Origin of the sequence: Brevibacterium metallidurans, assembly GCF_037101285.1 — a bacterium.
Lineage (GTDB): Bacteria > Actinomycetota > Actinomycetes > Actinomycetales > Brevibacteriaceae > Brevibacterium > Brevibacterium metallidurans.
Window position 1 is genome coordinate 19,033 of sequence record NZ_BAAAAF010000009.1, and the last position, 25,986, is coordinate 45,018.

Below are 25,986 nucleotides of genomic sequence, written 5' to 3' on the forward strand. Positions count from 1 at the left end.
GGTGGGGCGCTGCGGGCCCACCCCGCTAGGATCGCGGTCATGACCCGAGACTGGATACTGTCAGTGACCTGCCCCGATGCGACCGGAATCGTCTACGCCGTGACCGGCGCGCTGGCCGGGATCGGGGCGAACATCACCGGATCCCAGCAGTTCTCCTCGCCCGATTCGCACCAGTTCTTCCTCCGCCTCGAACTCACCGCCCCGGATTCGGTGGGCCCGGACGACCTCGGCTCCTCCCTCGCCGAGGCGGTCGACCGGTTCGCCATCGAGCTGCGCCTCCAGCCCGCTGAGTCCCGCACACGCACCCTCGTCCTCGTCTCGACGGCCGCGCACTGCCTCAACACGCTGCTCTTCCAGCAGAGCACCGGCCGCCTGCCCATCGACATCGTCGGGGTGGCGGGCAACCACGAGGTGTTGCGGCCGCTCGCGGAGTTCCACGGCCACGACTTCCACCACATCCCCATCACCCCGGAGACGAAGGAGACCGCCGAGGCGCAGCTGCGTTCGCTGGTCACCGACTTGGACGTCGAGCTCATCGTCCTCGCCCGCTACATGCAGATCCTCTCCCCCGACCTCTGCGCGGCCCTCGAAGGTCGGGTCATCAACATCCACCATTCGTTCCTCCCGAGCTTCAAGGGCGCCCGCCCTTACCATCAGGCCCACGCCCGGGGTGTGAAGATCATCGGAGCCACCGCCCACTACGTCACCTCCGACCTCGACGAGGGTCCGATCATCGAACAGGACACGATCCGGGTCGATCACAACCACAGCACCGCCGACTACGTCGCCCAAGGACAGGACGTCGAGGCCGCGGTGCTCGCCCGGGCCGTGCGCTGGCACGCCGAGGGCCGGGTCCTCATGGACGGCCACCGCACGGTCGTCTTCGACTGACAACCACCTCGGCGCTCTGATGCGGTTCTGGCACAAAACCCGCAGAACTCTCACGCCCGGGCCGAGGCTGGGCTACTGTCGCACTATGAGTGAGACTCAGCCCACAGGCCTGCGCCGCCTGCCGATCCCGCGCGGACCCATCAACCTCGCCCGGCAGGCGCTGCTGCGCACCGCGAACCTCGGGCTCACCGCCGCCTACGGCACCTACCGGATGCACCCGGCGATCTGGCGCTTCACGGCCCGCCGCTACTCACCGAAGCTCGAACCCTTCGCCCGGCTGAACGCGTGGATGATCTGCCAGCAGGCCTCCCTCGACGTCCCCGCCTACCAGGACTACCTCGCCCGCACCGGCTACACGTTCACGTGGTGGGACTTGGAGGCGTACACGCCGACGTCGAAGGACGACTTCGTCCGGAAGTACTCGGAGGAGCACCGCTGCTGGGGCGGGCGGATCGACCGCGTCGGCACGGTCGTCGACGAATCCTCGGGCTCCTCGGGCACCCCGTTCAACTGGATGCGCTCGAAGCGGGAGCTCGACACCGTCCACAAGAACGTCGCCGGCTACGTGACGATGCTCTTCGGCGACGCCGACCTCTTCTGCATCAACGCCTTCTCGATGGGCGCATGGGCGACGGGGACGAACACGGGCCTGGCGATGGCGAAGGTCGCGATGGTCAAGAACACCGGACCCGACCTCGAGAAGATCCTCGACACGATGCGTCATTTCGGACCCGGCCACACGTACCTCATCAGCGCCTATCCCCCGTTCCTCAAACACCTCGTCGACCGCATGGACTCAGAGCCCGGGGTGTGGGACGACTACCGGCTCAACGGCTTCGTCGGCGGGGAGGCGATGACGGAGGGTCTGCGCGACTACCTCGAGCAGCGCTTCGACCGGGTCTACTCCGGCTACGGAGCCTCCGACCTGACGATCGGCATGGCCGGGGAGTCCGACCTCTCCGTCGTCATCCGCCGGGCGCTCGCTCATGATCTCGACTTCCGCGCCGAGGTGCTCGGACCCGACGAGTCCCGTGTGCCCATGGTCTTCCAGTACAACCCGCTCGAGACGTACCTCGAGACGACCGAGGACGGCGAGCTCGTCGCGACGATCAACTCGGCCGCGGTGATGAGCCCCCGGCTGCGCTACAACATCGGCGACGAGGCGAAGCTCATCGACTTCCCGACGATGGTCGGCCTCACCCGCCGGCATCCGGAGCTGGCCCGCGAGTGCTCCCGGGCGTTCGCCGGCAACGGGATGAAGCTGCCCTTCGTCCTCCTCTTCGGACGCGCCGATTCGACGATCTCGTACATGGGCGCGAACATCTACCCCCTCGACATCGAGAACGGCCTCTACCGGGACAACCCGCGCGCCCACCTCATCGAGTCCTTCCGGATCGAGCTGCGCGAACTCCCCGACCACGAGCACCGGCCGGCCCTGCACATCCAGCTGCGCGAGACCGCGCCGGCGCTCGACGACGCCGACCGGGCCGAGCTCGCCGAGACGATCCGGGCCGGGGTGCTCGGCCACCTCGCCTCGGTCTCGCGTGACTTCGCGCAGAGCATGAAGGAGGATCCGACGACCGCGGAACTCGAGATCGAAGTCCACGACTTCGGGACCGGGCCCTTCGCCGAGGCGTCGACGAAGATCAAGAACGTCTACCTCCAGACCAGACCCGCCGCACCGTCAGAGACCGCCGCACCGTCGGATCCCGCCGCATCGAAAGAGGAGACCCATGCGATCGAATGACTTCTCACTCGCCCCGCCGCAGGCTCAGGCCGGCGCGTACTTCCTCGGCGCCAACCGCTACCGGTCTCCCCTCCACATGCTCGGCCAGCTGCGCCGCTGGCCGCCGCTGGCCAAGGCGCTGCGCCGGGCACCCGGATACCTGTGGCATCGCAGCTACTTTGAGTTCCCCGACCGGATCGGCCTCTTCGTCGCCTTCGCCACCCGCGACGACCTCATGCGCTTCGCCCGCACCCCCGAACACGTGACGATCATGCGCTGGCTCATTGGTGACGGTGAGTCCTCCCCGGCCCGCGGCGGGTTCATCCGCATCCTCACCGCCGACGAGTGGGGATACACGAACGGCGAGTTCCGCGCCGAGGACGGCCGGCTGGGCATGATCGAGAACTTCACCCCGACGAGCGAGGAGTGAGCGGGCAGGAGGCGCGTCCCGAGGATCCGACCTCCCGGGCGCGCCTGAGGACTTACCGGGTCACGACGAAGCCCGAACTGCGTGACTTCATCCGCCTCACCGCCCGCATCGCAGACCTCCGCGGGGAGTCCGACCAGGTCGTTCCCCTCTTCGCCTCCGACATCGCCGACTGGTCCTCGGGGTCCGGCTGGTTCGCCGAGGAGGTCGAACTCTGGCTCCTCACCGACGACTCCGGTGCGGCCGTGGGCCGGGTGATGTGCCACCGTTCGCGTCTCCTCGCCGAGCGGCTGTGCGACGGTCCGGGAGCGCAGGCACCGCAGACTCTCTTCTTCGGTGCTCTCGAAGCCCTCGACGGCTCTGTGCTCGAGGAGATCATCGCCCTCATCCTCTCCCGGGCCCAAGCGCTCGGCGCCACCCGGGTCTTCGGTCCGGTCTCCCCTCTGCCCAATGTCACCGGCGGCCTCGTCACGGCGGGCTTCGAGCACCCCGGGTTCTTCGACACTGCGTGGAACCCGGCGTTCGTCGCCAGCGGCTTCGCCGACGCCGGCTTCTCACCGTGGGGTCCGGCGCAGACGTGGGAGGTGCGCGTCGACCGGATCCCCCACGCCCGCGCGACCGCGGTCAGCCCTGCCGAATGGGCCGAACGGGGTCTGCGCCGCCGTCCCGTGTCCCGGCTGCGCATGCGGGCCTTCGCCGCCCGTCTGCTGCCGACGCTCAACTCCTCCTTCGCCGCCCTGCCCTACTTCACGCAGATCTCCCCCGCGCAGCTGCACGCGCAGATGGCAGGACTCTCGGCACTGGCCGATCCGTCCCTCATCGTCGACGTCGTCGGCGCCGATGAGGACGACGACGCTCCCACCCGCTGCTTCGCCCTCGTCATCCCCGATCCCGTGCCGGTGCTGCGCCGTCACGGCGGCCGCCTCGGGCCTGCGGCGATCGGGGATCTCCTGCGCCACCGGTCACGGCTGCGCGACGCGGTGCTCATCATCCAGGGCACGGAGCCGCGCTTCCAAGGCCAGGGTCTGCTCTCGCTGGTCACCCGCGAGGTGTACTCGGCGCTCGCGGCGGGAGGCTACCGGCGGCTGCGGGTGACGTTCATCGCCGAGGACAACCCAGCCTCGGCTGCGGTCTTCTCAAAGGCCGGGGGCACACCGCTGCACGGATTGTGCTTCCTCGACCGCCGCCTCGGCGAGGACGAGCCCGCGCCCGCCCAGACGACGGCAGGTGCTCCGGTGGCGCGAACGACGGCAGGTGGTCCGGTGGCACAGGCCTCACCGGTGACCGTCGACACCGAGCGCCTCGCCTCCCTTTTCCGAACGGCTGGGCGGGCGCCCTCGGCCCACAACACTCAGCCGTGGGTGCCCACTGTCACCGTGATCGCCGAGGATGCCGCCCGCGCCGAGGTGGTCCTCACCGTCGACCCCGACCGCACCCTGCCCGTCGGCGACCCACGGTCCGAGGACCTCCACCTCTCGCTCGGCTGCTGGGTCGAGGCGCTCTCGATCGCCGCCGCCGAGGAGGGACTGACCGTCGAGGTCGCTGCCGTCGACGGCTGGGGGCCGGATCTCCGGGTCGGACTGCACGTGGGCCGACTGGAGGCGGGCCGAGGTTCACCCGGGCAGCCTCAGTTCACGGTCGCCGATCTCGAGCACCGGCAGGTCGACCGCGGGCCGCTGGCCCGAGACGAGACCGCGTTCGCCGACGCTCTGAAGACGGCGAACACGGCACTCGCGGCCTCCGGTGCCCGACTCGTCGAGATCCCCGACGGCAGGTGGACAGGGCTGCTCCGGGCGGCCGAGCACTGGTCGCTGTCGACCGCGCCGGTCTTCGCCGAGACTCTGGACTGGCTGCGCTTCGACCCGGCCGATCCTGCCTATCGGGAGGACGGCCTCAATGCCGAATGCCTGCGGATCCCTCCCGCGGCGGCTCGTGCTGCCGCCCTGCTCAACCGCAGACGTCTGCGACCCGGCATCGCCCGAGTGCTCTCGGCGGCACTGGCACCGGCAGGATGGCTGCACCGCATGCGACCGGGCCCCGACACTGCTGACGCGGACCTGCCCACCGGGGCGCCACACCATCTCGTCCTCGCCGTCACCGAGACCGGGGAGCCCGACGCCGCCCGTGAACTCGACCTCGGTCGCGCACTGCTGCGCACGTGGCTGCTGCTCGATCGGGCAGGTCTGCGTGTCGACGTCCATTCGGAGATCAAGGACTGCCCGGACACGCACGCGCTCCTCCGCGACCACCTCGGCGAGGGTGAGCATCGGCGTCCGCTTGCGACGTTCTCGGTGGGTCGGTCGACGACACGGGTGCCCCGCTCACCTCGGCGGAGGACCTGAGGCCGATCACCGGACCGAGGTCACCCGCTATACGGCACGATCGTGACTTCATTCCAGTGTTCTAACGGTTCTCCCAAGGTATTCACACCTTGCGCTTGCTTTACTGTAAAGTCTCCGGTGCTGATCAAAGGAGACGAAACATCATGTCGGAGACAACGTTCCGCACCATCGCCATCATCCTCTACTTCGCGGGGATGCTCGCGATCGGCTGGTTCGCGTACCGGAAGACCAAGGACAACCTCGACGATTACATGCTCGCGGGCCGCGGTCTGCGACCGAGCGTCGCAGCGCTGAGCGCCGGCGCCTCCGACATGTCGGGCTGGCTGCTCATGGGCCTGCCCGGCGCCATCTACCTCTCCGGCCTCGTCGAGGCGTGGATCGCGATCGGTCTGACCGTCGGGGCCTGGGTGAACTGGAAGTTCGTCGCCCCCCGGCTGCGCGCGTTCACGGAGACCGCGGGTGACTCGATCACCATCCCCAGCTTCTTCGAACAGCGTCTCCAGGACCGCACGCATCTGCTGCGCATCGTCTGCGGGCTCATCATCCTCGTGTTCTTCACCTTCTACGTCTCCTCCGGCATGGTCGCGGCCGGCAAGTTCTTCGAGTCGAGCTTCGGCCTCAACTACCTCGCGGGCATGCTCATCGTCGCAGCGATCACCATGGTCTACACGCTCTTCGGCGGCTTCCTCGGCGCGACCCTGACCGACGTCGCGCAGGGTCTGCTCATGTTCGCCGCCCTCATCGCTGTGCCCATCGTCGCCGTCATCAACGCCGGGGGCCCGGCCGAGGTCATCGCCAACGTCCGCGACATCGACCCGAGCCTGCTCAGCCTCTTCGGCTCCGGTCCGTTCTGGGCCGGCGGCACCTACCTCGCGGTCATCTCCTCGCTCGCGTGGGGGCTCGGCTACTTCGGTCAGCCCCACATCATCGTCCGCTTCATGGCGCTGCGCACCCCGGCCGACGCCACCGTCGCCAGGCGCATCGGCGTGGGCTGGATGGCGATCTCGGCGGCCGGCGCGATCGCCACGGCCATCGTCGGCATCTCGTACTTCTCCCAGCACAAGGATCAGGCGCCCACGGACCCGGAGACGGTCTTCCTCGACCTCGCGCAGATCCTCTTCCACCCCTTCATCGCCGGTCTCGTGCTCGCCGCGGTGCTCGCCGCGATCATGTCGACGATCTCCTCGCAGCTCGTCGTCACCTCCTCGGCGCTCGTCGAGGACCTCTTCAAGATCGTCGCGAAGCGGGCCGGGTCGACGCGGACGCTCGCGGACAAGACCTATGTGCTCCTCGGCCGCCTCGGCGTCCTCGTCGTCGCCGTCATCGCGGTGCTGCTCGCGGTCTCGCCGTCGAACAGCATCCTCGACCTCGTCGCCTTCGCGTGGGCGGGCTTCGGCGCCTCGTTCGGACCGATCGTCCTGCTCACCCTGTTCTGGAAGAAGCTGACGAACTGGGGCGCGCTCTTCGGGCTGATCTCCGGCGCCGTCGTCGCCTTCGTGTGGGGTCAGCTCAACACGCAGCTGACCGATTCGATCTACGAGATCATCCCCGGCTTCGCGATCAACCTCATCGTCGCGATCGTCGTCAGCCTCGCCACCTACAAGCCGAACCCGGAGATCGACGCCGAGTTCGACGAAGGCGTGGAGCTCTCGAAGGTCAGGTGATCACCTCGGCGCTCCCGAACTGATCGGCCCGCCTCCCCCTCACCGGGGTGGCGGGCCGCTTCTCTTCCCGACCCCGCGGAAACCGAGTACGGCGCGGTTCGGCGAACCCGCGGAAACCGGGCCACGCGTGGATCGAGTACGGTCTGGAGGAGCCCCTTTCGCTCGATCCACAGCTGCACGGAAATCCGCGTCCCGGGCGACGCGGAATTCAAGCCTCGCGTGGATCGAGTACAGCGCGGTTCGTCGAACCCGCGGAAACCCAGCCCCGCGTGGATCAAGCCCGGCCATGCGTGGAACGGACGACGTCTCGCCCTCCCCCTGCTCGATCCACAGTTGCGCGGAAATCCGCGTCGGGCGCGACGCGGAAATCGAGCCCCGCGTGGATCGAGTACGGCGCGGTTCGTCGAACCCGCGGAAACCCGGCCACGCGTGGATCGAGCACGGCCATGCGTGGAACGGACGAGGTCTCGCCCTCCCCCTGCTCGATCCACAGTTGCGCGGAGATCCGCGTCCCTGGCGACGCGGATTTCGTACCCCGCGTGGATCGAGAGAGGGCCGGTTCGTCGAACCCGCGGAAACCCAGCCAGGCGTGGATCGAGCACGGTCTGGCGGAGCCCCTTTCGCTCGATCCACACTTGCGCGGAAATCCGCGTCTTGGGCGACGCGGAAACCGAGCCACGCGTGGATCGAGCAGCCACGGGCGCGCAGCCCCGTGAATGCACCGCAGGCGGACACCCAGTGGGTGCCCGCCTGCGGTGTCGGAACAGTCCGACTCTAGATCAGAGTCACTTGTCCTTGCCGGCCTCGGGGTCGACGGTCTCGACGGTCTCGTCGACCTCGATGTTGCCTTCGGCGTCCTCGGTGACCTCGACCTCGTCGACGACGACGTCGCCGTCGGCATCCTCGGTGACGGTGACGTCATCGGAGACGACGGTCTCGTCGGCAGCGGCGGCGGTGGCCTGCTCGGCCTCCTTCACCGTGGCCTGCTTCGGCGAGTACGGCTCGAGGACGAGCTCGATGACGGCCATCGGCGCGTTGTCGCCGTTGCGGGGCCCGATCTTCGTGATGCGGGTGTAGCCGCCGGGACGCTCGGCCATGGTCTCGGCGATCGTCGTGAAGAGCTCGTGGACGATCGACTTGTCGTTGATCTGCGCGAGCACGCGACGACGGGCGGCGAGGTCGCCCTTCTTCGCAGCGGTGATGAGGCGCTCGGCCACCGGGCGGAGGCGCTTGGCCTTCGTCACGGTCGTCGTGATGCGCTTGTGCTCGAACAGCTGGGCTGCCAGGTTGTTGAGCATGAGACGCTCGTGGGTGGGCGATCCGCCGAGGCGGGGACCCTTCGTTGGGGTAGGCATAGTGGAAAACTCCTAGGTCTTGATCAGTACTGTTCGTCTTCGACGTAGGACTGGTCCTCTTCCGCGAGACCGGATTCGAACCCGGCAGGACTGTCCTTGAGGCTCAGACCCAGCTCGTTGAGCTTGGCCTTGACCTCGTCGATCGACTTCGAACCAAAGTTGCGGATATCCATGAGGTCGGCTTCGCTGCGGGCAACGAGCTCGCCGACGGTGTGGATGCCCTCACGCTTGAGGCAGTTGTAGGAGCGCACGGTCAGATCGAGGTCTTCGATCGCCAGAGCCAGATCGGCGGCGAGAGCGGCGTCGACCGGCGACGGGCCGATCTCGATGCCTTCGGCTTCGACGTTGAGCTCACGGGCGAGGCCGAAGAGCTCGACGAGCGTCTTGCCCGCGGACGCGATGGCGTCGCGCGGAGTCATCGACGGCTTGGTCTCGACATCGAGGACGAGACGATCGAAGTCGGTGCGCTGCTCGACACGAGTGGCCTCGACCTTGTAGGTGACCTTGAGAACGGGCGAGTAGATCGAGTCGACCGGGATCCGGCCGATCTCGGCATCGGCGTTCTTGTTCTGGGCGCTCGACACGTAGCCGCGTCCGCGTTCGATGGTGAGCTCCATGTCCAGACGGCCTTCGCCATTGAGCGTGGCGATGTGCAGGTCCGGGTTGTGGATCTCGACTCCGGCGGGAGCGGAGACATCGGCAGCGGTCACGGTGCCAGGGCCCTGCTTGCGCAGGTACGCAACGACAGGCTCGTCGAATTCAGACGACACGACCAGCGACTTGAGGTTGAGGATGAATTCGGTGACATCCTCCTTCACGCCGGGGACGGTGCTGAACTCGTGGAGGACGCCGTCGATCCGGATCGAGGTGACGGCGGCTCCCGGAATCGACGACAGCAGGGTGCGACGAAGCGAGTTGCCGAGGGTGTAGCCGAATCCGGGCTCGAGGGGCTCGATGGCGAACCTGGAGCGGTTGTCGGAGACGACTTCTTCCGTGAGTGTTGGGCGCTGTGCAATGAGCACGTGGGCTTCCTTTCAGCGAACATCCGCTATATGACGTTCGCACTGCACGTCATGGCCGCAGGCCATGAAGAACGGTTCGGTTTATGCAAAGAATCCGCATCGCCGAAGGCGGCGGGCCGAGCGGCCCGTCACCTGCGGCGGTGTCACGGAAAGGGTCAGCCGCGGCGGCGCTTGGGCGGACGGCAGCCGTTGAACGGAACCGGGGTGACATCCTGGATGGTGCCCAGTTCCAGGCCGGCGGCCTGCAGGGAGCGGATCGCGGTTTCGCGGCCCGAGCCCGGTCCCTTGACGAACACGTCGACCTTCTTCAGGCCGTGTTCCTGTGCGCGGCGGGCAGCGGACTCCGCAGCCATCTGAGCGGCGTAGGGAGTCGACTTGCGCGAACCCTTGAAGCCGACCTCACCGGAGGAGGCCCAGGAGATGACAGCACCGGTCGGATCGGTGATCGACACGATGGTGTTGTTGAAGGTGGACTTGATGTGGGCCTGGCCGGCAACGATATTCTTCTTGATCTTGCGGCGAGGCTTGCGCGCTGAAGCGGCGCGTGACTTGGGAGGCATATGTTTTACTCCTGATCGAGGTGGTTGACGCCGGTCAACCGGGTGAGCATGTTACTTCTTCTTACCGGCCACGGTGCGCTTGGGTCCCTTGCGGGTGCGCGCATTGGTCTTGGTCCGCTGACCGCGAACCGGGAGACCGCGGCGGTGGCGCAGGCCTTCGTAGCTGCCGATCTCCACCTTGCGGCGGATGTCGGCGGCAACCTCACGGCGGAGGTCGCCTTCGACCTGGAACGTGCCCTCGATGTAGTCACGCAGCTGAACGAGCTCGGCGTCGCTCAGGTCCTTCACACGGGTGTCGGGGTTGATCCCGGTCTCCGTCAGGGTCTGGCGCGCACGGGTGCGGCCCACACCATAGATGTATGTCAGGGCGACCTCCACGCGCTTTTCGCGCGGGATGTCGACTCCGGCAAGACGTGCCATAGGTTCTTACTCCTGTTGTTGTTTCGGAGGTGCTGATGCAGACCTGTCCTCAGTGACCTGAGGTCCTCGGCCCCCGACCGAAGGTATCGTCCTGCGCTTGAGCGCAGGGGGCGAGGTCTGCGTGGGTGTGGTGCTGCGAAGAGTCCCCGATCGGGGACTCCGTCTGCTCGAAGAGCTGCTCAGCCCTGACGCTGCTTGTGGCGCGGGTTGGAGCAGATCACCATGACTCGACCGTGGCGGCGGGTCACCTGGCACTTCTCGCAGATCTTCTTGACGCTGGGCTTAACCTTCATCGTTTTTCCTTCTCTCGGCCGGTCTCCCTTCCCAGGGAGTCCGGCGCGAATGATCGAAGATCCTTACTTGTAGCGGTAAACGATTCGTCCACGCGAGAGATCGTAAGGAGACAGCTCCACGATGACTCGGTCCTCGGGCAGGATTCGGATGTAGTGCTGCCGCATCTTCCCTGAGATGTGCGCAAGCACCTTGTGCCCGTTGCTCAGCTCGACCCGGAACGATGCGTTCGGGAGAGCTTCGACAACGGTGCCCTCGATCTCAATGACCCCTTCTTTTTTGGCCATATCGTTCGCTAACCTCGTATTCCCGCGAAACCTTCGCGTTCGACGTAATCGTCGATCGCCGGTCGGCACCGGCGATCCCCACGGACTGCTCCTGCTCTCCCCCATCACATGAAAGGCTGTGGATGGCGTGACGCCGCCCACAACCGTCAGAGGATGAGTTGAGTGAGAACAGACCAATCATCTACTCTACACCACGAGTCGAGGATCTTCCAGGCGGTCCTGGATTCCCGGCGTGACTTCCCCTACAATCACCGTTCCCCCGCCGAGGCGGCCGACCTCACCGTGGTCCGCGCGCCCCGTATCCGGTGCGGATGCCCGCGAGAACGCTGAGGGAGAGGACGACGAAGCCGAGCACGGTGATCCACGCGAACCCGCCGATCGCGAGCAGTGGGCCCGCCAGAGCTGCGACAGCGGCGGCACCGAGGTTCATCCCCGCATCGGAGAGTCCCTGCACGGGGATCCGGTGGGCCGGGTCGATCTCCTGGGTGAGCAGGGTGGAGCCGGCGATGAGGCACGCGGACCATCCGAGGCCGAGGAGGAAGAGGGCGATCGAGAGCCGGAGGAACGACGACTGGCCCACCGCGTCGATGAACCCGAGGACGAGCGCCGCGGCGAAGAGGACCTGGCCTGCGAGGATGACCCGGCCGGGCGAGAACCGGTCGGTGAGGTATCCGAAGACCGGTGAGAGTCCGTACATGCCGAAGATGTGCCCGGCGATCGTCACCCCGATGAGGCCGAGGCCGAACCCGTGGTGGTCCATGTGGACCGGGGTCATGACCATTGTGGCGACCATGATCATGTGGCCGCTGACGACCGAGAGCAGCCCGAGCATCGCGCCGGGGCTGCGGCGCACGGCCGTCCAGGTGCCGCCTCGGCGGGAAGCGGGGAGCGGCCGTTCTGCCGTGGAATCGGGCTCGCCATCATCGGCGTCGACTGCCTCAGACCCTGTTGTGGTGGGAGGCGGGGTGCGGAGGAAGAGCACGCAGACGAAGGAGAGGAGGTAGCCGCCGACGGCGATGAGGAAGGGCCCGGCGAAGGGGTCGATGCCCAGTGCCTCGCCGAGGCGGGCGCCGGGTTGGGCGAGGTTGGGTCCGAGCACCGAGCCGACGGTCGTCGCCCACACGACGATCGACATCGCCCGGGCCCGCAGCCGCTCAGGGGCTGAGTCCGTGGCGGCGTACCGGCTCTGGAGTCCAGCGGCGGTGGCCGCGCCGAAGAACCCCATGCCGATGAAGAAGAGCGGGGCGAGGCCGGCGAGGATGGCTGCGACGATGAGCAGGGCCCCGGTGAGCGCGAGGCCGTAGCCGAGACCGAGCGCCCACCTCCGGTTCCGCACCTCGGCGAGCCTGGCCAGCGGCAGCGCGAGGAGGCCGGCACCGAGGATCGAGGCGGTCTGCGCGAAGCCGGCGAGCTCGGTGCGGCCGGTGAGGTCCTCGGCGAGGATGCCGCCGACGGCGAACCCGGTGGCCACGCCGATGCCGGCGAAGAGCTGCGCTGCGCACAGCGCCCATTGGTTGCGTGCGAATGTGCTCGCCACGTCGGTCCCCTCCTTTGTCCGCATCGTCTCTGCTCAGTCGGCTCCGATGCTAGTCGACCCCGGCAGACGCCGAGGCGGCCGGGCGCAGATCTGAGATCCGCGTCCGACCGCCTCGGCTCTGCTCAGGCGCTCAGTGCTTCGCGCCCCTGCCGCGGGTGGCGCGGTAGACGAGCCCGCCGGCGCCGAGGAGCACGAGCGCCCCGGCGAGCAGAGGCCAGATGTCGGCACCGGTGCGCGGCAGACTGCCGCCCGATCCGCCGCCGGAGCCACCGCCCCCGGGCACGTCACCGCCGCCCTTCGGATCCTCGTCATCGCCGCCGCCGGAGCCGTCATCGCCGCCGGAACCGCCATCGGAACCGACGGAGCCTCCGCCGTCGTCGCCGGTGACGGTCAGCGTCGTGTTCGCCGTCGTCTTGCCCGTCTCGTCGAGGAGCTGGACGACGTAGGTGCCCGGCTTCGCGTCCTTCGGCACGACGAGCTTCGCCGCGGCGTTGCCGCCGTTGTCCGTCGTCAGGCGCCCCAGGGTGCCTCCGGTCTCGAAGGCGACGGTGTAGTCGGCCTCCGAGGCCTGGTGCTTGACGCTGGCGAGCACGCTCTCGCCCGCCTTGACCGTCTCCTTGTCCAGGGAGAAGTCGTCGGCCCGGAACGTGTCCATCCGGCACCGGTTGGGCAGCTGGATCGTCTCACCGCGGTCGTCGACGGCGGTGTCGGGGCTCGGCAGCTTCGGTCCGAAGTCCCCTACCTTGGGCAGGGTGCCCTTCGCCAGGAACGCGTTGACCGTCTCGTCCGTGCACGCCTTGTTCTCGTCCCGTGACATGTACGAGGTGTGCGAGGCACCCGAGACCGAGAGCAGGCTGCCGTCGATCGTGCGGGCGAGCTTGACGCCCGAGGCGTACGGGGTCGCCGAGTCGTGCGAGGTCGAGACGACGAGGATGTTCGGCACGGCCGTGAGCTTCTGCGGTTTGGGCAGGGTGCCCTTGAACTTCCAGAAGTCGCAGTAGTCGTAGACGCCCGGGGAGACCGATGCCGCCTGGAACGGTCCGGCCTCGTCGTAGCGCTTCGCGAGATCGCGCAGGGCGTTGAGATCGGGCTTGTTCCCGGAGTTGTTCTCGTCCGTGCAGCGGATGTTCGTGAACGCCTGGAGCATCGGATCGTAGTGGCCGGTCGAATCCCGGGAGTTGTAGTCGTCGGCGAGCGCCATGAGCACACCGGAGGTCTCCCCCGCCTTGAGCTCGGTCAGCCCCAGGGCCAGCTGCGGCCACAGGGTCTCCGAGTACAGGGCCTGGATGACGCCGGTGCGGGCATCGCCGAAGGTGACGTCGCGGTCGTCGCCCTCGGCCCCGGTCGGCAGGGGCTTGCCCTCGAGGGAACGGAGGATGCCCTGCACCGCGGTGGTCAGCGCCTTGCGGTCGGTGATGCCGTCGCCGAGGGCGCACGTGAAGGGCTGATCCTTGAGGTCGGCGAGCCGAGCGGGGAACTCGAGATCCGGGTACGTCTGCGCCCAGGTCCTGCCCGCATCACCCTTCGCCGAGCAGTCGAGGGCGAACTGTTCGAAGGTGCCCTGGAAGCCGGCGATCTGGTTGACGGAGTCGTCGGCGTCCTCATCCGCCTCGGCGGCAGAGACGAGTTTGCCGTTGGGGTCGAGGTAGGCCTGCGGGTCCTTGTTGATGTCCTTGAGCGCCTTGTACGCCGAGACGTTGCCGGGGTCGACGGCGCCGTCGAGGACGAGTCGGCCGACGCTGTCGCCGAACTTCTGCGCGTAGACGTAGCCGAGCCGGGTGCCGTAGGAGAAGCCGATGAAGTCGAGCTTGTCGTCTCCGCTCGTGGCCCGGATGAGGTCGAGGTCGCCCACGGCGTCCCAGGTCCCCAGGTGCTTCATGAGGTTCTCCTGGCCGCCCTCGCCGAGGTCGAAGAGCTTGCCGGTGTTCTCGATGCAGTCGGCGGCGAAGCGCTCGGACTGCTTGTTGAGGATGTCCTCGGCATCGTCGCGGTCCCCGGCCCAGGCGTCTTCGGCCCGGTCGGCATCGATCTGCTCGTCCGTCGAGCACTGGGAGAAGGGCATCGAGCCGCCGGTGCCGCGCGGGTCGAAGCCGACGAGGTCGAAGTTCGCGGCGAGGTCGGGTTCGTAGAGGGCGCCGGCGACGCCGAGCGTCATGCCCGACCCGCCCGGTCCGCCCGGGTTCCAGGCCACGGTGCCCTGGGGCTTCGTCGGCTGGAACTTCCCGCCGACGACCTTGCCGGCCGGGACCTTCATCATCGCGATCGCGACGTTGCCGGCGGCGGGGTTCTTCGCATCGATCGGGGCGATGAGGTACCCGCAGACCGGGGTGCGGCCGATCCGCTCCGTGTAGTCGGGGTAGCCGAGCTTGGCGCAGTTCTCCGCGCTGAGGTCGACCTTCTGGTTGTAGTACGCCCCCAGTCCGGCGGGGATGTTGCCGGCGCCCTTGCCGCCGCTCTTCGGGTCGGGGATCCGGTAGGTGCCGTCGTCCTGCCGGAAGAGCTCCTTGGCCAGCTGCGGGTAGTACTCATCGAGCTCACCGGCCGCCGGTGCTGAGCTCGCCTCGTCAGTGGGAGTCTCGGTCGGTGCTTCGGTGGGTGTGGGGGCATCCGTGGGGGTCCCGCTCGGGGTCTCGGAGGGAGTCTGCCCGGGGGCGGTGCCCTCTGCGGGTGAGACCGTGAAGTCCTCGCTCGTCTTCAGTCCGTCGGCGGACTTGACGATGTAGGTGCCGGGTTCGAGGCCCGAGCCGTCGAGTTCGGTCTCGACAGCGCCGGAGCCGGCGGCCACCTCGGTGTCGGTGCCGGGCACGGCTTCGTTGTTCGTCGCGCGCACGATGCGCAGCGTCGTCGCTGCCTCGGCGGCGCGGACGGTGACGGGGATGACGAGCGAGGACGAGGCGGCCACCTCGGCGTCGATGCCGAGGACGATCTCGAGTTCGTCGACGTCCGAGGTCGTTGTCTGCTGGGTGGACTGTGCGGGCGACTCCGCGGGACCGGTGGCCGCAGCGGGCAGAGCCCCCGCGAACAGCAGTGAAGCGCCGATGATCGACGCTCCCAGGACACGCGAAGACCCTCTGAATGTGATTCGGGTCATAATCGCCATAGTAACGCACAGATAACGGTCAGGAATCTTTCAAGATCTTCGTTATCGTTTCGTGACCATCGCGTTCGTCCGGGCTGTGACCTCCGATGTCGGATGCCCCTGCCCGGCCGCGTGCTCCCCTGCTAGCGTGTCTCGGGTCACCGTCGCCTGAGGAGAGCTGAGCATGCACGATCTGGACGCCATCACCGAGGAGTCGCTCGTCGCCAAGGGCGGCCGCAAATGGTCCTCGTATCCCGGCAGCCTCGGCGCCTTCATCGCGGAGATGGACTTCGGCGTCGCCCCCGTCATCCGGGACGCGCTGGCCGAGATCGACGAACGCGACCTCTACGGCTACGCCCCGACGCAGATGGTCGCCGACCTCAGAGTCGCGACCGCGGAGTTCTGTGCCGGCCGCTACGGCTGGCGGTTCCCGGCATCCCACGTCGAACCCGCCAGTGACGTCCTCGCCGCGTTCCTCGGGGTCCTCGAGTTCCTCACCGAGCCCGACACCCCGATCGTCCTGCCCACTCCCGCGTACATGCCGTTCTTCGACGTCGCCCGGGTCACCGGTCGGCAGCTGATCGAAGTGCCGATGCTGCGCACGGAGACCGAGTGGACGCTCGATCTCGAGGCGATCGACGACGCCCTGAGCCCGGGTGCGACCCTCGTGCTGTGCAATCCGCACAACCCGATCGGGAAGGTCTACGACTCCGGTGAGCTCCTCGCCCTCGCCGAGGTGGTCGAGGCGAACGGGGCCCGCGTGTTCTCCGATGAGATCCACGCCCCGCTCGTCTACGACCCCGCCCGACACGTGCCCTATGCGAGCCTGAACGATCTCACCGCGGGGCACACGGCCACGGCCACCGCGGCATCGAAGGCCTTCAACATCCCCGGCCTCAAATGCGCCCAGCTCATCCTGTCGAACCCTGAGGACCGGAACGTGTGGAAGCGGCGCGGGCATTTCGTCTCCGGGGCCGCATCGAATCCGGGGATCCTCGCGACCACTGCCGCGTACACGCGCGGCGGCGAGTGGCTGACGGAGATCACCGCCTACCTGCGGGGCAACCGGGATCTGCTCACCGAGGTGCTCAGCACGGAACTGCCGAACGTGCCCTTCATCCCGCCCGAGGGCACGTATCTGGCGTGGCTCGATCTGCGCGGCTACGGCTTCGGTACAGGTCTCACCGAGCACTTCGCCGACACCGCGAAGGTCGCACTGACCGAGGGGCGCCTGTGCGGGGAGGTCGGGGCGGGGCATGTGCGCCTCAACTTCGCTCTCCCTCGCCCGCTGCTGCGTCAGACGCTCGAGCGGCTCGTCCCCGCAGTCAGGGCTGGTACCCGCCTTCGGGGAGCCACTCGATGAGGTCGACGACGGAGCTCTCGGCTGCGGCCTGTCTCACCTGCTCGTCGTAGCGCACATAGTACTCGAGATTGCAGCGGTCCATCGCGGTGCGGAAGTGCTGTGAGGGCTGGCAGTCGCCGACGATCTCGGCGGGCAGCAGAGGGTGTTCGAGGACGGCGCGGCCGATGCGGAAGTAGAGGTCGAAGAAGCGCCCGATCGGCAGATCGGGTTCACCCGAGCCCGGCACACCGTGCGGGCCGGCGAGCACGGCGAGTGCGTCCTCGAACTCCTCGACCTGTCGGTGGGCGTCGGCGAGGCCGAACGCGACCGCCGTCATCCGCTTCGCCGTCTCGAGGCTGTCCGGCACGATCTCGGTGCACTCGTACCAGCCGCCGTCGACGGTGTCGGGCAGTTGGGCGCACAGGTCACCGCTGCGGTCGGCGAAGCCGATGAGCACACCGGGGCGCAGCTGTCGGTAGCCGAGCATGCGTGCGACGTACTGGACGCGATCGCGCAGCTGCCGCGAGGATTCGGGGATCGTGTAGATCGCGGCATGGAAGCGACCGTCGTAGCTCGGAGGGGTGCGTTCGCCGCTGATGTCCCGGAACTGGGAGAGGATGCGCTCGCTCAGCCGATATTGCGTCACCCGTCCGCGCCGTTCGGAAGAGATGAGCCCGCGTTGGACCATGCGCGTGAGCTGATTGCGCACACTCGAGGCCGAATACCCGTGATCGGCGAGGACCCGGACGATGATGGGCCCGGGGACGGCGCCGGCGCGCAGGCACCCGAACACGGAGACGACGTCGAAGGCGATGCGGGTCAGCCGGTAGCGATCGCCCACATCTGAGCCACGTTTCGTGAGATCGTGGATTTCGCCCATGGCCCGATCGTACCTTGGGACCAGGCAGTCCCCGACTGCTCAGGCCCCGCGGATCTGGGGGTGGTGACCCTTCCCCACCTGCGACGATGAGAAGAGAGGTCAGTCATGGACGATGAGAAGCACACCCAGAGCCTGCGCTCCTACCAGATGGCGCGGACGAGCGCGATGATCGCCGGAGGGATCGCGACCTTCGTCGCCTTCGCGATCTTCCAGATCGTCGGCGCCGGGATCCTCGAGACCGCGGCGTGGATGTTCGCGCTCGGAGCGATGACGTTCTCCGGCACCTTCGTCGCCTGCTACATCGGCTATGCGGCGGCGGCCAAACGCTCGGTGGTCGGCCAGACCGCCTGACCCGGTCCTCGCCCCACTCCCCTTCTTCGCGCGCCGGTCGGCCAATCGTCCGGCTGCGGGACTACCCGGCCACAGGAGGCACGGGCACGATCCCGTACGGCGCGAGCCCGGCCGCTCCCCCGTCGGCGGCGGTGAGCACCCACACGCCGCCGTCATGCCTGGCGACGCTGTGCTCCCAATGGCTGGCCCGGGAGCCGTCGGCGGTGACGACCGTCCAGTCATCGGCGAGTGTGCGGGTCTCCGGGTTGCCTGCGGTGAGCATCGGTTCGATCGCCAGGCACATGCCCGAGCGGATCTTCGGACCGTTGGACTTCGCCCGGTAGTTGAGCACCTCGGGGGCCATGTGCATCGCGGTGCCGATGCCGTGCCCGGTGAACTCCTCGACGAGGCCGAGATCCGGGGCGATCTCGGTGACGCAGTCGTCGATGGCGTCCCCGATGTCGCTGACCTTCGCGCCTGTGGCGAAGGCGGCGATGCCCGCCCACATGGCGGCCTCGGTCGCCGCCGAGAGCGCGCGGTCGGCCTCGGTGCCGGCCTCATCGCCGCCGACGATCATCGTGAACGCCGAATCCCCGTGGAAGCCCTCGACGATCGCCCCGCCGTCGATCGAGACGAGGTCGCCTGCCGCGAGCACCCGGTCTCCGGGGATCCCGTGGACGATCTCGTCGTTGACGGAGATGCACAGGACGGCCGGGAAGCCCTGGTAGCCCTTGAAGTTCGACGTGGCTCCGGCTGCGAGGATCGCCGCCTCGGCGGCCGCGTCGACCTCAGCGGTCGTCGCCCCCGGAACCGCGGCATCCCTGGCTGCGTCGAGCGCTGCCCGGGTGACGAGCCCGGCTCGGCGCATGGTCGCAAGCTCCGCCGGAGTCTTCAGCTCGATCCGGGGACCGAAGATCATCGCAGGGAGGAAAGGATGCGGTCGGTGATCTCGGCGACCTCGCCGAGGCCGTCGACCTCACGCAGCAGTCCGCGTTCGCGGTAGATGTCGGTCAGCGGCTGGGTCTGCTCGGCGTAGACGTCGAGGCGGTGACGGATGACGTCCTCGCTGTCGTCGGTGCGGCCCTCGGTCTGCGCGCGGGCGAGCAGCCGGGCGACGACCTCGTCGGTGTCGGCGGTGAGCTCGACGACCGCGGAGAGCTCGTGTCCGGATCCCTCGAGCATCCGGTCGAGTTCGGCGACCTGGGCGGCGGTGCGCGGGTAGCCGTCGAGGAGGAAGCCCTCACGGGCGTCGTCCTGGTCGAGCCGGTCGGCGACCATCTTGTTCGTCACCTCGTCGGGGACGTACTCACCGGCGTCCATGTAGCGCTTGGCGAGCGTGCCGAGCTCGGTCTCGCCCTTGACGTTGGCGCGGAAGATGTCGCCGGTCGAGATCGCCGGGATGTTCAGGGCTTCGGCCAGGCGCGCGGCCTGCGTGCCCTTTCCCGCTCCGGGCGGGCCGATGAGGATGATGCGTGAACTCATAGTTGTCCTTCCAAGACCTGTCTGCGCGGGATCAGCGCAGCAGGCCCTCGTAGTGGCGCTGCTGCATCTGCGCGTCGATCTGCTTGACCGTCTCGAGGCCGACTCCCACGATGATGAGCAGCGAGGTGCCGCCGAACGGGAAGTTCTGGTTCGCGTTGATCAGCACGAGGGCGATGAGCGGGACGAGCGCGATGAAGGCGAGGTAGAGCGATCCCGGGAAGTTGATCCGGCTGAGCACGTAGCTCAGGTAGTCCGCGGTGGGACGGCCGGCCCGGATGCCGGGGATGAAGCCGCCGTACTTCTTCATGTTGTCCGCGACTTCCTCCGGGTTGAAGGTGATCGCGACGTAGAAGTAGGAGAAGAAGATGACGAGCACGGCGTAGCAGGCGATGTAAATCGGGTGGTCGCCGCGCGTGAAGTACGTGTTGATCCACTCGACCCACTTCGACTGCGGGTCGAAGAACTGCGCGATGAGGCTCGGCAGGTAGAGCACCGAGGAGGCGAAGATGACCGGGATGACGCCGGCCATGTTGACCTTGATCGGGATGTAGGTCGAGGTGCCGCCGAACATCCGGCGTCCGACCATGCGCTTGGCGTACTGGACGGGGATGCGGCGCTGGGACTGCTCGACGAAGACGACGAGGGCGACGAGGACGAGGCCGACGGCGATGACGATGAGGAAGACGTCGACGCCCTGCTCGCGGAGGATCGCGCCGAGGGAGGACGGGAACGCCGAGGCGACGGAGGTGAAGATGAGGATCGACATGCCGTTGCCGACGCCGTGCTCGGTGATCTGCTCGCCGAGCCACATGATCAGACCGGTGCCCGCGGTGAGGGTGAGGACGATGACCGTCAGGCCCCACCACGTGTTGTTGACGATGAGGTCGGTGCAGCCCTGGATATTGCCGAACAGCGCACCGGATTCGACGGTGGCCACGAGCGTCGTCGAGTTCAGGACGGCGAGGCCGATCGTGAGGTAGCGCGTGTACTGGGTGAGCTTCGCCTGCCCGGAGGCGCCCTCCTTGTGGAGGGACTCGAAGCGCGGGATGACCACGCGCAGCAGCTGGACGATGATGCTCGCCGTGATGTAGGGCATGATGCCGAGGGCGAAGATCGACAGCTGCAGCAGGGCGCCGCCGCTGAAGAGGTTGATCATCGCGAACCCGCCCTCATTGAGCTGCGGGGAGGCCACGCACTGCTGGACCTTCTCATAGTCGATGCCGGGCGAGGGGATGAACGAGCCCAGTCGGAAGATGACGATGATGCCCAGGGTGAAGAGGAGTTTGTTCCTCAGGTCAGGCGTGCTGAAGGCCCTCCGAATTGCGCCGATCAAGCGTCCTCCTCGTGGGGATGGATATCAGGGTCGCTGTCACGACCTGGCGAATGAGACAAATACCTGCAAAAGACTACCAGGGTCTCCACCCCGAACCGAAACCGAGCGGGCCCCTCTCCCCCGGTTTCTCGCCGTTCTCCCCGCCCCGCCGTGACCGGCGTCTCGCCGCCGAGGTGGGGCCGCCTCGGCGGTCGTGTGCCCCATCCCCGCCGAGGCGGTGGCTGGGTGTGCGGGGACGACGAAGGGGACGGTCACCGGAGTGACCGTCCCCTCTCAGCCGTGGTCCGACTCAGCGCGAGGCGCCGAGCGGATCAGGCCTCGGTGGCGTTTCCGCCCGCAGCCTTGATCTTCTCGAGCGCGGAGCCCGAGAACTTGTCTGCGGTGATGTTGATCGCCACAGTGATCTCGCCCGTGCCCAGAACCTTGACCGGCTGCTTCGGGCGCACAGCGCCCTTGGCGACCAGATCGGCGACGGTGACGTCGCCGCCTTCCGGGAACAGTGCCGACAGCTTGTCGAGGTTGACGACCTGGAAGGTCACCTTCGCGGGGTTCTTGAACCCACGCAGCTTCGGCAGACGCATGTGCATCGGCGTCTGGCCGCCCTCGAAGCCGTGCGGAACCTGGTAGCGGGCCTTCGTGCCCTTGGTTCCGCGTCCGGCGGTCTTGCCCTTCGAGCCCTCACCGCGACCCACGCGGGTCTTCGCGGTCTTGGCGCCCGGGGCCGGACGGAGATCGTGGAGCTTGAGTGCGTCGTTGTTCGCCATATCAGTCCACCTCTTCCACAGTCACAAGGTGACGCACGACGTTGATCATTCCCCGGATCTCCGGACGATCCTCGTGCACCACCACATCGTTGATCCGCTTGAGGCCGAGCGAACGCAGCGAGTCACGCTGGTTCTGCTTGCCGCCGATCTCGGACTTCTTCTGAGTAACCTTGAGCTTCGCCATCAGGACTTCGCCCCGCTTTCGGCGGCCGCACGCAGGAGAGCGTGGGGTGCGACCTCGTCGACGGGGAGACCGCGGCGGGCCGCGACTTCCTCGGGACGCTCGAGGTTCTGCAGAGCCTTGATCGCAGCGTGGACGATGTTGATCGCGTTCGACGAACCGAGCGACTTGGACAGGATGTCCTGGACGCCGGCGGCATCGAGCACGGCGCGGACCGGACCACCGGCGATGACGCCGGTACCCGGAGCGGCCGGACGGAGCAGGACGACGCCTGCCGCTTCCTCACCCTGGACGGGGTGCGGGATCGTCTTCTGGATGCGGGGGACGCGGAAGAAGTTCTTCTTCGCCTCCTCGACACCCTTCGCGATCGCGGCGGGGACTTCCTTCGCCTTGCCGTAGCCCATGCCGACCATGCCGTCACCGTCACCGACGACGACGAGGGCGGTGAAGGAGAACCGACGTCCACCCTTGACGACCTTCGACACGCGGTTGATCGTGACGACGTGCTCGATGAACTGGCTCTTCTCCTCGCGGTCTCCGCGACCGCCGCGTCCACGGCCTTCGCCGCGTCCGCGACCCTGGCCGCGTCCGCCGCGGTTGTCACCGCCGCGGTTGTCGCCGCCGCGGTTCTCCGCAGTCTCCTGCGATTCCTTGTTCTCTTCAGTGCTCATAGGGCCAATCCTCCTTCACGGGCACCTTCGGCGATGGCCTGCACTCGGCCGTGGTAGGCGTTGCCACCACGGTCGAACACGACAGCCTCGACGCCGGCTTCCTTGGCGCGCTGAGCAACCAGCTCGCCGACCTTGCGGGCCTTGCCGGTCTTGTCTGCTTCGAGTGCGCGCAGCTCGGCTTCCATGGTGGACGCCGATGCCAGGGTCTTGCCGACGGTGTCGTCGATGACCTGGACGAAGACGTGGCGCGTGGAACGGGTCACTGAGAGACGAGGGCGCTCGGCCGTACCGCTGACGTGCTTGCGCAGACGAGCGTGACGACGCTTGCGAGCAGCTGCCCTGCCCTTGCCGTAGCTTTCCTTCTTGCCAAAGGCCATCTCTACTTACCAGCCTTTCCGACCTTGCGACGGACGTTCTCGCCGGCGTAGCGCACACCCTTGCCCTTGTACGGCTCGGGCTTGCGCAGCTTCCGGATGTTCGCAGCGGTCTCGCCGACCAGCTGCTTGTCGATGCCGTGGACGGCCACCTTGTTCTGTCCGTCGACGGTGAACGAGATGCCCTCGGGCGGTTCGACGGTGATCGAGTGGCTGTAGCCGAGAGCGAACTCGAGGTTCGATCCCTTCGCCTGCACACGGTAACCGGTGCCGACGATCTCGAGGCCCTTCGAGTAGCCTTCGGTGACACCGATGATCATGTTGTTGATCAGGGTGCGGGACAGTCCGTGGAGCGAACGCGATTCGCGCTCGTCGTCAGGACGGGCCACGGTCACGACGCCATCTTCGAGCGACACGGTGATCGGCTCGGCGATGGTCACGGACAGTTCGCCCTTGGGTCCCTTGACGGCGACATCCTGGCCGTCGATCTTCACCTCGACACCAGAGGGAACGGAGATCGGGTTCTTGCCAATGCGTGACATGCTCTTCTCTCCTTTCCTTACCAGACGTAGGCGAGGACTTCCCCACCCACACCCTTCTTGGCGGCCTGTCGGTCGGTCAGGAGACCTGAGGACGTCGACAGGATGGCGATGCCGAGTCCACCGAGGACCTTCGGCAGGTTGGTCGACTTCGCGTAGACGCGCAGCCCGGGCTTCGACACACGGCGGAGGCCGGCGATCGAACGCTCACGGTTGGGGCCGAACTTGAGATCGAGGCGAAGGGTCTTCCCGACCGTCGCGTCTTCGACGCTCCACCCGGTGATGTAGCCTTCCTCCTTGAGGATCTCGGCGATGTTCGACTTCAGCTTCGAGAACGGCATGCTGACGTCCTCGTGGTAAGCCGAGTTGGCGTTGCGCAGACGCGTGAGCATGTCTGCGACTGGATCAGTCATTGTCATTGTGGGCTCATGCCCTTCCTCGTTACGGTTTCCGCCCGCGACGTGCGCGCTTGGACCTGCAACGTAGAGATCATTTTGTCTTGAACGGGAACCCGAGGTGACGCAGCAGCGCCCGTCCCTCATCGTCGGTCTTGGCGGTGGTGACGACGGTGATGTCCATACCGCGGACGCGATCGATGCGATCCTGATCGATCTCGTGGAACATCGACTGCTCCGTGAGACCGAAGGTGTAGTTGCCGTTGCCATCGAACTGACGGTCCGAGAGTCCGCGGAAGTCGCGGATGCGCGGAAGCGCCAGGGAGATGACACGGTCGACGAACTCCCACATCCGGGCGCCGCGCATGGTGACGTGCGCACCGATGGGCTGGCCCTCGCGCAGCTTGAACTGGGCGATCGACTTCTTCGCCCGCGTCACGACCGGCTTCTGGCCGGTGATGAGGGTGAGGTCGTTGATCGCACCTTCGATGAGCTTCGAGTCACGCGCAGCGTCACCCACACCCATGTTCACGACGACCTTGGTCAGGCCGGGAACCTGCATCGGGTTCGCGTAGTCGAATTCGTCCTGGAGCTTACCGACGATCTCATCGCGGTAGACCTGCTTGAGGCGCGGCGCCGGACGGTTCGTGCTTGTCTCCGTCATCAGATCTCCTCCCCGGTGCGACGCGAGTAGCGGACGCGAACGGTCTTGGTGCGGCCGTCGCGCTCCACCTTCTCCTCGCGGTATCCCACGCGGGTCGGCTTGTTGTCCTTGGGATCAACGAGCGCCACGTTGGACACATGGATGGGGGCTTCGTGAGTCTCACGGCCACCGGCGGTGCCGCCGGCCTGAGTCTGGGTTGCCTTCTTGTGCTTGATCACGCGGTTGACGCCCTCGACGAGGACGCGGTTGCGCTCGGGGTAGACGGCAAGGACCTTGCCCTGCTTCCCACGATCGCCGCCGCGCGACTGACGGGCACCTGCGATCACCTGGACGAGGTCGCCCTTCTTGATCTTGAGCTTGTTCGCCATGCTCACAACACCTCCGGTGCCAGGGAGACGATCTTCATGAACTTCTTGTCACGCAATTCGCGTCCCACGGGTCCGAAGATGCGGGTGCCGCGCGGTTCCCCATCGTTCTTGAGGATGACTGCTGCATTCTCGTCGAACTTGATGTAGGAGCCGTCCGGACGACGGCGTTCCTTGGCGGTGCGGACGATGACGGCCTTGACGACGTCACCCTTCTTCACATTGCCGCCGGGGATTGCGTCTTTGACGGTGGCCACGATGGTGTCACCGATCGAGGCGTAGCGCCGACCGGAACCGCCGAGGATCCTGATGGCCAGGATCTCCTTGGCTCCGGTGTTGTCGGCGACTTTGAGTCGCGACTCTTGCTGAATCACTGTTTTCTCCTGTCGTCGCGCTGGTTCTCACGATGGTGCTGCGAGCCTTGCGGAACGGATTCATTGACATACTCACCCCGTTCCCGGTAGCCGCCCATGGCCTCGCGGACGAGACCATGGGCGGGACCAGGAGGGAGGGGCGACGCCGGCCTTACTTGGCTCGTTCGACGATCTCGACGAGCCGCCAGCGCTTCGCGGCCGAGACCGGACGCGTTTCGGCCACGACGACGAGGTCGCCGATGCCGGCGGTGTTCTCTTCGTCATGAGCCTTGATCTTGACCGACTTGCGCATGACCTTGCCGTAGAGGCGGTGCTTCATGCGCTCCTCGACCTCGACGACGATGGTCTTGTCCATCTTGTCGGACACGACGTAGCCACGCGCAGTCTTGCGGGAGTTGCGCTCGGGGGTCGTCGCCTCGGGCTTGGTGGTCTCCGCCATCACTTGTCCTCTTCCTTCGCATCAGCGGGGTTGGGACGGATGTCCAGCTCCCGCTCGTTGAGCACGGTGTAGATACGAGCGATGTCGCGACGCACAGCCTTGAGGCGGCCGTGGCTCTCCAGCTGGCCGGTGGCCGACTGGAAACGCAGATTGAACAGCTCGGCCTTGGCCTTCTTGAGCTCCTCTGCCAGACGCTCGTTGTCGAAACCGTCAAGCGCGTCCATGGACAGGTTCTTCGAACCGATTGCCATG

General features: G+C 67.2%; 30 protein-coding genes. 7 read left to right on the forward strand and 23 right to left on the reverse strand.

Features of this window, described 5'->3' with window-relative positions; genetic code table 11:
* Positions 1 to 39 precede the first annotated feature (39 nt).
* The 5 genes from purU (at position 40) to putP (ending at position 7,050) form a co-directional block, all read left to right on the forward strand.
* Entirely contained in the window at positions 40 to 891 is an 852-nt protein-coding gene (gene purU / locus AACX88_RS11655; protein ID WP_339393185.1) for a formyltetrahydrofolate deformylase, read from the forward strand.
* 85 nt (positions 892 to 976) lie between these two features.
* Positions 977 to 2,638, forward strand: coding sequence for a phenylacetate--CoA ligase family protein (locus tag AACX88_RS11660; RefSeq protein WP_339393186.1), 1,662 nt, complete (start codon positions 977 to 979; stop codon positions 2,636 to 2,638).
* The gene (locus AACX88_RS11665; protein ID WP_339393187.1) at positions 2,625 to 3,047 is read left to right on the forward strand and encodes a hypothetical protein; all 423 of its coding nucleotides are present in this window, start codon (positions 2,625 to 2,627) and stop codon (positions 3,045 to 3,047) included. The genes AACX88_RS11660 and AACX88_RS11665 overlap by 14 nt, the downstream gene beginning before the upstream one ends.
* Positions 3,044 to 5,386 carry a nitroreductase family protein gene (locus tag AACX88_RS11670; protein WP_339393188.1) on the forward strand — a complete coding sequence of 781 codons (2,343 nt, stop codon included), beginning with the start codon at positions 3,044 to 3,046 and terminating at the stop codon, positions 5,384 to 5,386. The genes AACX88_RS11665 and AACX88_RS11670 overlap by 4 nt, the downstream gene beginning before the upstream one ends.
* Before the next feature lie 143 nt (positions 5,387 to 5,529).
* Entirely contained in the window at positions 5,530 to 7,050 is a 1,521-nt protein-coding gene (gene putP / locus AACX88_RS11675) for a sodium/proline symporter PutP (protein ID WP_339393189.1), read from the forward strand.
* Positions 7,051 to 7,835: 785 nt separating this feature from the next.
* Here putP and rplQ read toward each other — a convergent pair.
* The 8 genes from rplQ to AACX88_RS11715 all read right to left on the reverse strand — a co-directional run bounded on the left by rplQ (position 7,836) and on the right by AACX88_RS11715 (position 15,613).
* The gene (gene rplQ / locus AACX88_RS11680) at positions 7,836 to 8,405 is read right to left on the reverse strand and encodes a 50S ribosomal protein L17 (protein ID WP_339393190.1); all 570 of its coding nucleotides are present in this window, start codon (positions 8,403 to 8,405) and stop codon (positions 7,836 to 7,838) included.
* 23 nt (positions 8,406 to 8,428) lie between these two features.
* Positions 8,429 to 9,427, reverse strand: a complete 999-nt coding sequence (locus AACX88_RS11685; RefSeq protein ID WP_009379253.1) for a DNA-directed RNA polymerase subunit alpha — start codon at positions 9,425 to 9,427, stop codon at positions 8,429 to 8,431.
* Positions 9,428 to 9,582: 155 nt separating this feature from the next.
* Positions 9,583 to 9,987: a 30S ribosomal protein S11 gene (rpsK, locus tag AACX88_RS11690; protein WP_009379251.1), complete on the reverse strand. Its 405-nt coding sequence runs from the start codon at positions 9,985 to 9,987 to the stop codon at positions 9,583 to 9,585.
* A 51-nt stretch (positions 9,988 to 10,038) separates the two neighbouring features.
* On the reverse strand, positions 10,039 to 10,407 hold the full coding sequence (rpsM, locus tag AACX88_RS11695) for a 30S ribosomal protein S13 (RefSeq protein ID WP_009379249.1): 369 nt from the start codon (positions 10,405 to 10,407) through the stop codon (positions 10,039 to 10,041).
* A 179-nt stretch (positions 10,408 to 10,586) separates the two neighbouring features.
* Positions 10,587 to 10,700 carry a 50S ribosomal protein L36 gene (rpmJ, locus tag AACX88_RS11700; RefSeq protein WP_009379247.1) on the reverse strand — a complete coding sequence of 38 codons (114 nt, stop codon included), beginning with the start codon at positions 10,698 to 10,700 and terminating at the stop codon, positions 10,587 to 10,589.
* Between the two features lie 63 nt (positions 10,701 to 10,763).
* Positions 10,764 to 10,985: a translation initiation factor IF-1 gene (gene infA / locus AACX88_RS11705; protein WP_009379245.1), complete on the reverse strand. Its 222-nt coding sequence runs from the start codon at positions 10,983 to 10,985 to the stop codon at positions 10,764 to 10,766.
* 277 nt (positions 10,986 to 11,262) lie between these two features.
* Positions 11,263 to 12,522, reverse strand: a complete 1,260-nt coding sequence (locus AACX88_RS11710) for an MFS transporter (RefSeq protein ID WP_339393191.1) — start codon at positions 12,520 to 12,522, stop codon at positions 11,263 to 11,265.
* A 130-nt stretch (positions 12,523 to 12,652) separates the two neighbouring features.
* Positions 12,653 to 15,613, reverse strand: coding sequence for an alpha/beta fold hydrolase (locus AACX88_RS11715; protein ID WP_339393193.1), 2,961 nt, complete (start codon positions 15,611 to 15,613; stop codon positions 12,653 to 12,655).
* Positions 15,614 to 15,785: 172 nt separating this feature from the next.
* Between AACX88_RS11715 and AACX88_RS11720 the strand changes: the two genes are divergently transcribed.
* Positions 15,786 to 16,964 (forward strand): MalY/PatB family protein, encoded by a 1,179-nt coding sequence (locus tag AACX88_RS11720; RefSeq protein WP_339393195.1) that lies wholly within the window; start codon positions 15,786 to 15,788, stop codon positions 16,962 to 16,964.
* On the opposite strand, the gene AACX88_RS11725 is transcribed toward AACX88_RS11720, so the two are convergent.
* Positions 16,927 to 17,823 (reverse strand): PaaX family transcriptional regulator, encoded by an 897-nt coding sequence (locus tag AACX88_RS11725; RefSeq protein ID WP_339393196.1) that lies wholly within the window; start codon positions 17,821 to 17,823, stop codon positions 16,927 to 16,929. The genes AACX88_RS11720 and AACX88_RS11725 overlap by 38 nt on opposite strands.
* A 105-nt stretch (positions 17,824 to 17,928) precedes the next feature.
* On the opposite strand from AACX88_RS11725, the gene AACX88_RS11730 reads away from it, so the two are divergent.
* Complete coding sequence (locus AACX88_RS11730) at positions 17,929 to 18,174, forward strand: hypothetical protein (protein ID WP_339393197.1); 246 nt, start codon at positions 17,929 to 17,931, stop codon at positions 18,172 to 18,174.
* 61 nt (positions 18,175 to 18,235) lie between these two features.
* Here the strand turns inward: AACX88_RS11730 and map are convergent, their stop codons facing one another.
* From map to rpmC, 14 genes are all read right to left on the reverse strand, one after another.
* Positions 18,236 to 19,072: a type I methionyl aminopeptidase gene (map, locus tag AACX88_RS11735; protein WP_339393198.1), complete on the reverse strand. Its 837-nt coding sequence runs from the start codon at positions 19,070 to 19,072 to the stop codon at positions 18,236 to 18,238.
* Entirely contained in the window at positions 19,069 to 19,635 is a 567-nt protein-coding gene (locus AACX88_RS11740) for an adenylate kinase (protein ID WP_339393199.1), read from the reverse strand. Before AACX88_RS11740 ends, map begins: the two co-directional genes overlap by 4 nt.
* Before the next feature lie 31 nt (positions 19,636 to 19,666).
* Positions 19,667 to 20,968, reverse strand: coding sequence for a preprotein translocase subunit SecY (gene secY / locus AACX88_RS11745; RefSeq protein ID WP_339393200.1), 1,302 nt, complete (start codon positions 20,966 to 20,968; stop codon positions 19,667 to 19,669).
* A gap of 311 nt (positions 20,969 to 21,279) precedes the next feature.
* Complete coding sequence (rplO, locus tag AACX88_RS11750) at positions 21,280 to 21,732, reverse strand: 50S ribosomal protein L15 (RefSeq protein ID WP_009379220.1); 453 nt, start codon at positions 21,730 to 21,732, stop codon at positions 21,280 to 21,282.
* Between the two features lies 1 nt (position 21,733).
* Complete coding sequence (gene rpmD, locus AACX88_RS11755; protein WP_009379218.1) at positions 21,734 to 21,916, reverse strand: 50S ribosomal protein L30; 183 nt, start codon at positions 21,914 to 21,916, stop codon at positions 21,734 to 21,736.
* Positions 21,916 to 22,584: a 30S ribosomal protein S5 gene (rpsE, locus tag AACX88_RS11760; RefSeq protein WP_339393201.1), complete on the reverse strand. Its 669-nt coding sequence runs from the start codon at positions 22,582 to 22,584 to the stop codon at positions 21,916 to 21,918. The genes rpmD and rpsE overlap by 1 nt, the downstream gene beginning before the upstream one ends.
* The gene (gene rplR, locus AACX88_RS11765; RefSeq protein ID WP_009379213.1) at positions 22,581 to 22,961 is read right to left on the reverse strand and encodes a 50S ribosomal protein L18; all 381 of its coding nucleotides are present in this window, start codon (positions 22,959 to 22,961) and stop codon (positions 22,581 to 22,583) included. Before rplR ends, rpsE begins: the two co-directional genes overlap by 4 nt.
* A gap of 2 nt (positions 22,962 to 22,963) precedes the next feature.
* The gene (gene rplF / locus AACX88_RS11770; RefSeq protein ID WP_339393203.1) at positions 22,964 to 23,500 is read right to left on the reverse strand and encodes a 50S ribosomal protein L6; all 537 of its coding nucleotides are present in this window, start codon (positions 23,498 to 23,500) and stop codon (positions 22,964 to 22,966) included.
* 17 nt (positions 23,501 to 23,517) lie between these two features.
* A complete protein-coding gene (gene rpsH / locus AACX88_RS11775; RefSeq protein WP_009379210.1) occupies positions 23,518 to 23,916 on the reverse strand; it encodes a 30S ribosomal protein S8 in 399 nt (132 codons plus the stop codon).
* 70 nt (positions 23,917 to 23,986) lie between these two features.
* Positions 23,987 to 24,556 carry a 50S ribosomal protein L5 gene (gene rplE / locus AACX88_RS11780; protein WP_009379209.1) on the reverse strand — a complete coding sequence of 190 codons (570 nt, stop codon included), beginning with the start codon at positions 24,554 to 24,556 and terminating at the stop codon, positions 23,987 to 23,989.
* Positions 24,556 to 24,924, reverse strand: a complete 369-nt coding sequence (gene rplX / locus AACX88_RS11785) for a 50S ribosomal protein L24 (protein WP_009379207.1) — start codon at positions 24,922 to 24,924, stop codon at positions 24,556 to 24,558. The genes rplE and rplX overlap by 1 nt, the downstream gene beginning before the upstream one ends.
* A 2-nt stretch (positions 24,925 to 24,926) precedes the next feature.
* Complete coding sequence (rplN, locus tag AACX88_RS11790; protein WP_009379205.1) at positions 24,927 to 25,295, reverse strand: 50S ribosomal protein L14; 369 nt, start codon at positions 25,293 to 25,295, stop codon at positions 24,927 to 24,929.
* A 151-nt stretch (positions 25,296 to 25,446) separates the two neighbouring features.
* Complete coding sequence (gene rpsQ, locus AACX88_RS11795; protein WP_009379203.1) at positions 25,447 to 25,734, reverse strand: 30S ribosomal protein S17; 288 nt, start codon at positions 25,732 to 25,734, stop codon at positions 25,447 to 25,449.
* Entirely contained in the window at positions 25,734 to 25,985 is a 252-nt protein-coding gene (rpmC, locus tag AACX88_RS11800; protein ID WP_009379201.1) for a 50S ribosomal protein L29, read from the reverse strand. The genes rpsQ and rpmC overlap by 1 nt, the downstream gene beginning before the upstream one ends.
* Position 25,986 lies beyond the last annotated feature (1 nt).

Excerpts from the sequence above, each read along its gene's own strand:
- infA (WP_009379245.1), bottom strand. The coding sequence starts at position 10,985 with ATGGCCAAAAAAGAAGGGGTCATTGAGATCGAGGGCACCGTTGTCGAA.
- rplO (WP_009379220.1), bottom strand. The coding sequence starts at position 21,732 with ATGGCGAACAACGACGCACTCAAGCTCCACGATCTCCGTCCGGCCCCG.
- rpmD (WP_009379218.1), bottom strand. The coding sequence starts at position 21,916 with ATGGCGAAGCTCAAGGTTACTCAGAAGAAGTCCGAGATCGGCGGCAAG.
- rpsH (WP_009379210.1), bottom strand. The coding sequence starts at position 23,916 with ATGACAATGACTGATCCAGTCGCAGACATGCTCACGCGTCTGCGCAAC.
- rpsQ (WP_009379203.1), bottom strand. The coding sequence starts at position 25,734 with ATGGCGGAGACCACCAAGCCCGAGGCGACGACCCCCGAGCGCAACTCC.
- AACX88_RS11715 (WP_339393193.1), bottom strand. The coding sequence starts at position 15,613 with ATGACCCGAATCACATTCAGAGGGTCTTCGCGTGTCCTGGGAGCGTCG.
- rplR (WP_009379213.1), bottom strand. The coding sequence starts at position 22,961 with ATGGCCTTTGGCAAGAAGGAAAGCTACGGCAAGGGCAGGGCAGCTGCT.
- rplQ (WP_339393190.1), bottom strand. The coding sequence starts at position 8,405 with ATGCCTACCCCAACGAAGGGTCCCCGCCTCGGCGGATCGCCCACCCAC.
- putP (WP_339393189.1), top strand. The coding sequence starts at position 5,530 with ATGTCGGAGACAACGTTCCGCACCATCGCCATCATCCTCTACTTCGCG.
- rpsE (WP_339393201.1), bottom strand. The coding sequence starts at position 22,584 with ATGAGCACTGAAGAGAACAAGGAATCGCAGGAGACTGCGGAGAACCGC.
- rplE (WP_009379209.1), bottom strand. The coding sequence starts at position 24,556 with ATGACGGAGACAAGCACGAACCGTCCGGCGCCGCGCCTCAAGCAGGTC.
- rpmJ (WP_009379247.1), bottom strand. The coding sequence starts at position 10,700 with ATGAAGGTTAAGCCCAGCGTCAAGAAGATCTGCGAGAAGTGCCAGGTG.
- AACX88_RS11730 (WP_339393197.1), top strand. The coding sequence starts at position 17,929 with ATGGACGATGAGAAGCACACCCAGAGCCTGCGCTCCTACCAGATGGCG.
- rplF (WP_339393203.1), bottom strand. The coding sequence starts at position 23,500 with ATGTCACGCATTGGCAAGAACCCGATCTCCGTTCCCTCTGGTGTCGAG.
- AACX88_RS11725 (WP_339393196.1), bottom strand. The coding sequence starts at position 17,823 with ATGGGCGAAATCCACGATCTCACGAAACGTGGCTCAGATGTGGGCGAT.
- rpsM (WP_009379249.1), bottom strand. The coding sequence starts at position 10,407 with ATGGCACGTCTTGCCGGAGTCGACATCCCGCGCGAAAAGCGCGTGGAG.
- AACX88_RS11740 (WP_339393199.1), bottom strand. The coding sequence starts at position 19,635 with ATGAGTTCACGCATCATCCTCATCGGCCCGCCCGGAGCGGGAAAGGGC.
- purU (WP_339393185.1), top strand. The coding sequence starts at position 40 with ATGACCCGAGACTGGATACTGTCAGTGACCTGCCCCGATGCGACCGGA.
- rplX (WP_009379207.1), bottom strand. The coding sequence starts at position 24,924 with ATGGCGAACAAGCTCAAGATCAAGAAGGGCGACCTCGTCCAGGTGATC.
- map (WP_339393198.1), bottom strand. The coding sequence starts at position 19,072 with ATGATCTTCGGTCCCCGGATCGAGCTGAAGACTCCGGCGGAGCTTGCG.
- AACX88_RS11720 (WP_339393195.1), top strand. The coding sequence starts at position 15,786 with ATGCACGATCTGGACGCCATCACCGAGGAGTCGCTCGTCGCCAAGGGC.
- rpsK (WP_009379251.1), bottom strand. The coding sequence starts at position 9,987 with ATGCCTCCCAAGTCACGCGCCGCTTCAGCGCGCAAGCCTCGCCGCAAG.
- rpmC (WP_009379201.1), bottom strand. The coding sequence starts at position 25,985 with ATGGCAATCGGTTCGAAGAACCTGTCCATGGACGCGCTTGACGGTTTC.
- AACX88_RS11665 (WP_339393187.1), top strand. The coding sequence starts at position 2,625 with ATGCGATCGAATGACTTCTCACTCGCCCCGCCGCAGGCTCAGGCCGGC.
- AACX88_RS11660 (WP_339393186.1), top strand. The coding sequence starts at position 977 with ATGAGTGAGACTCAGCCCACAGGCCTGCGCCGCCTGCCGATCCCGCGC.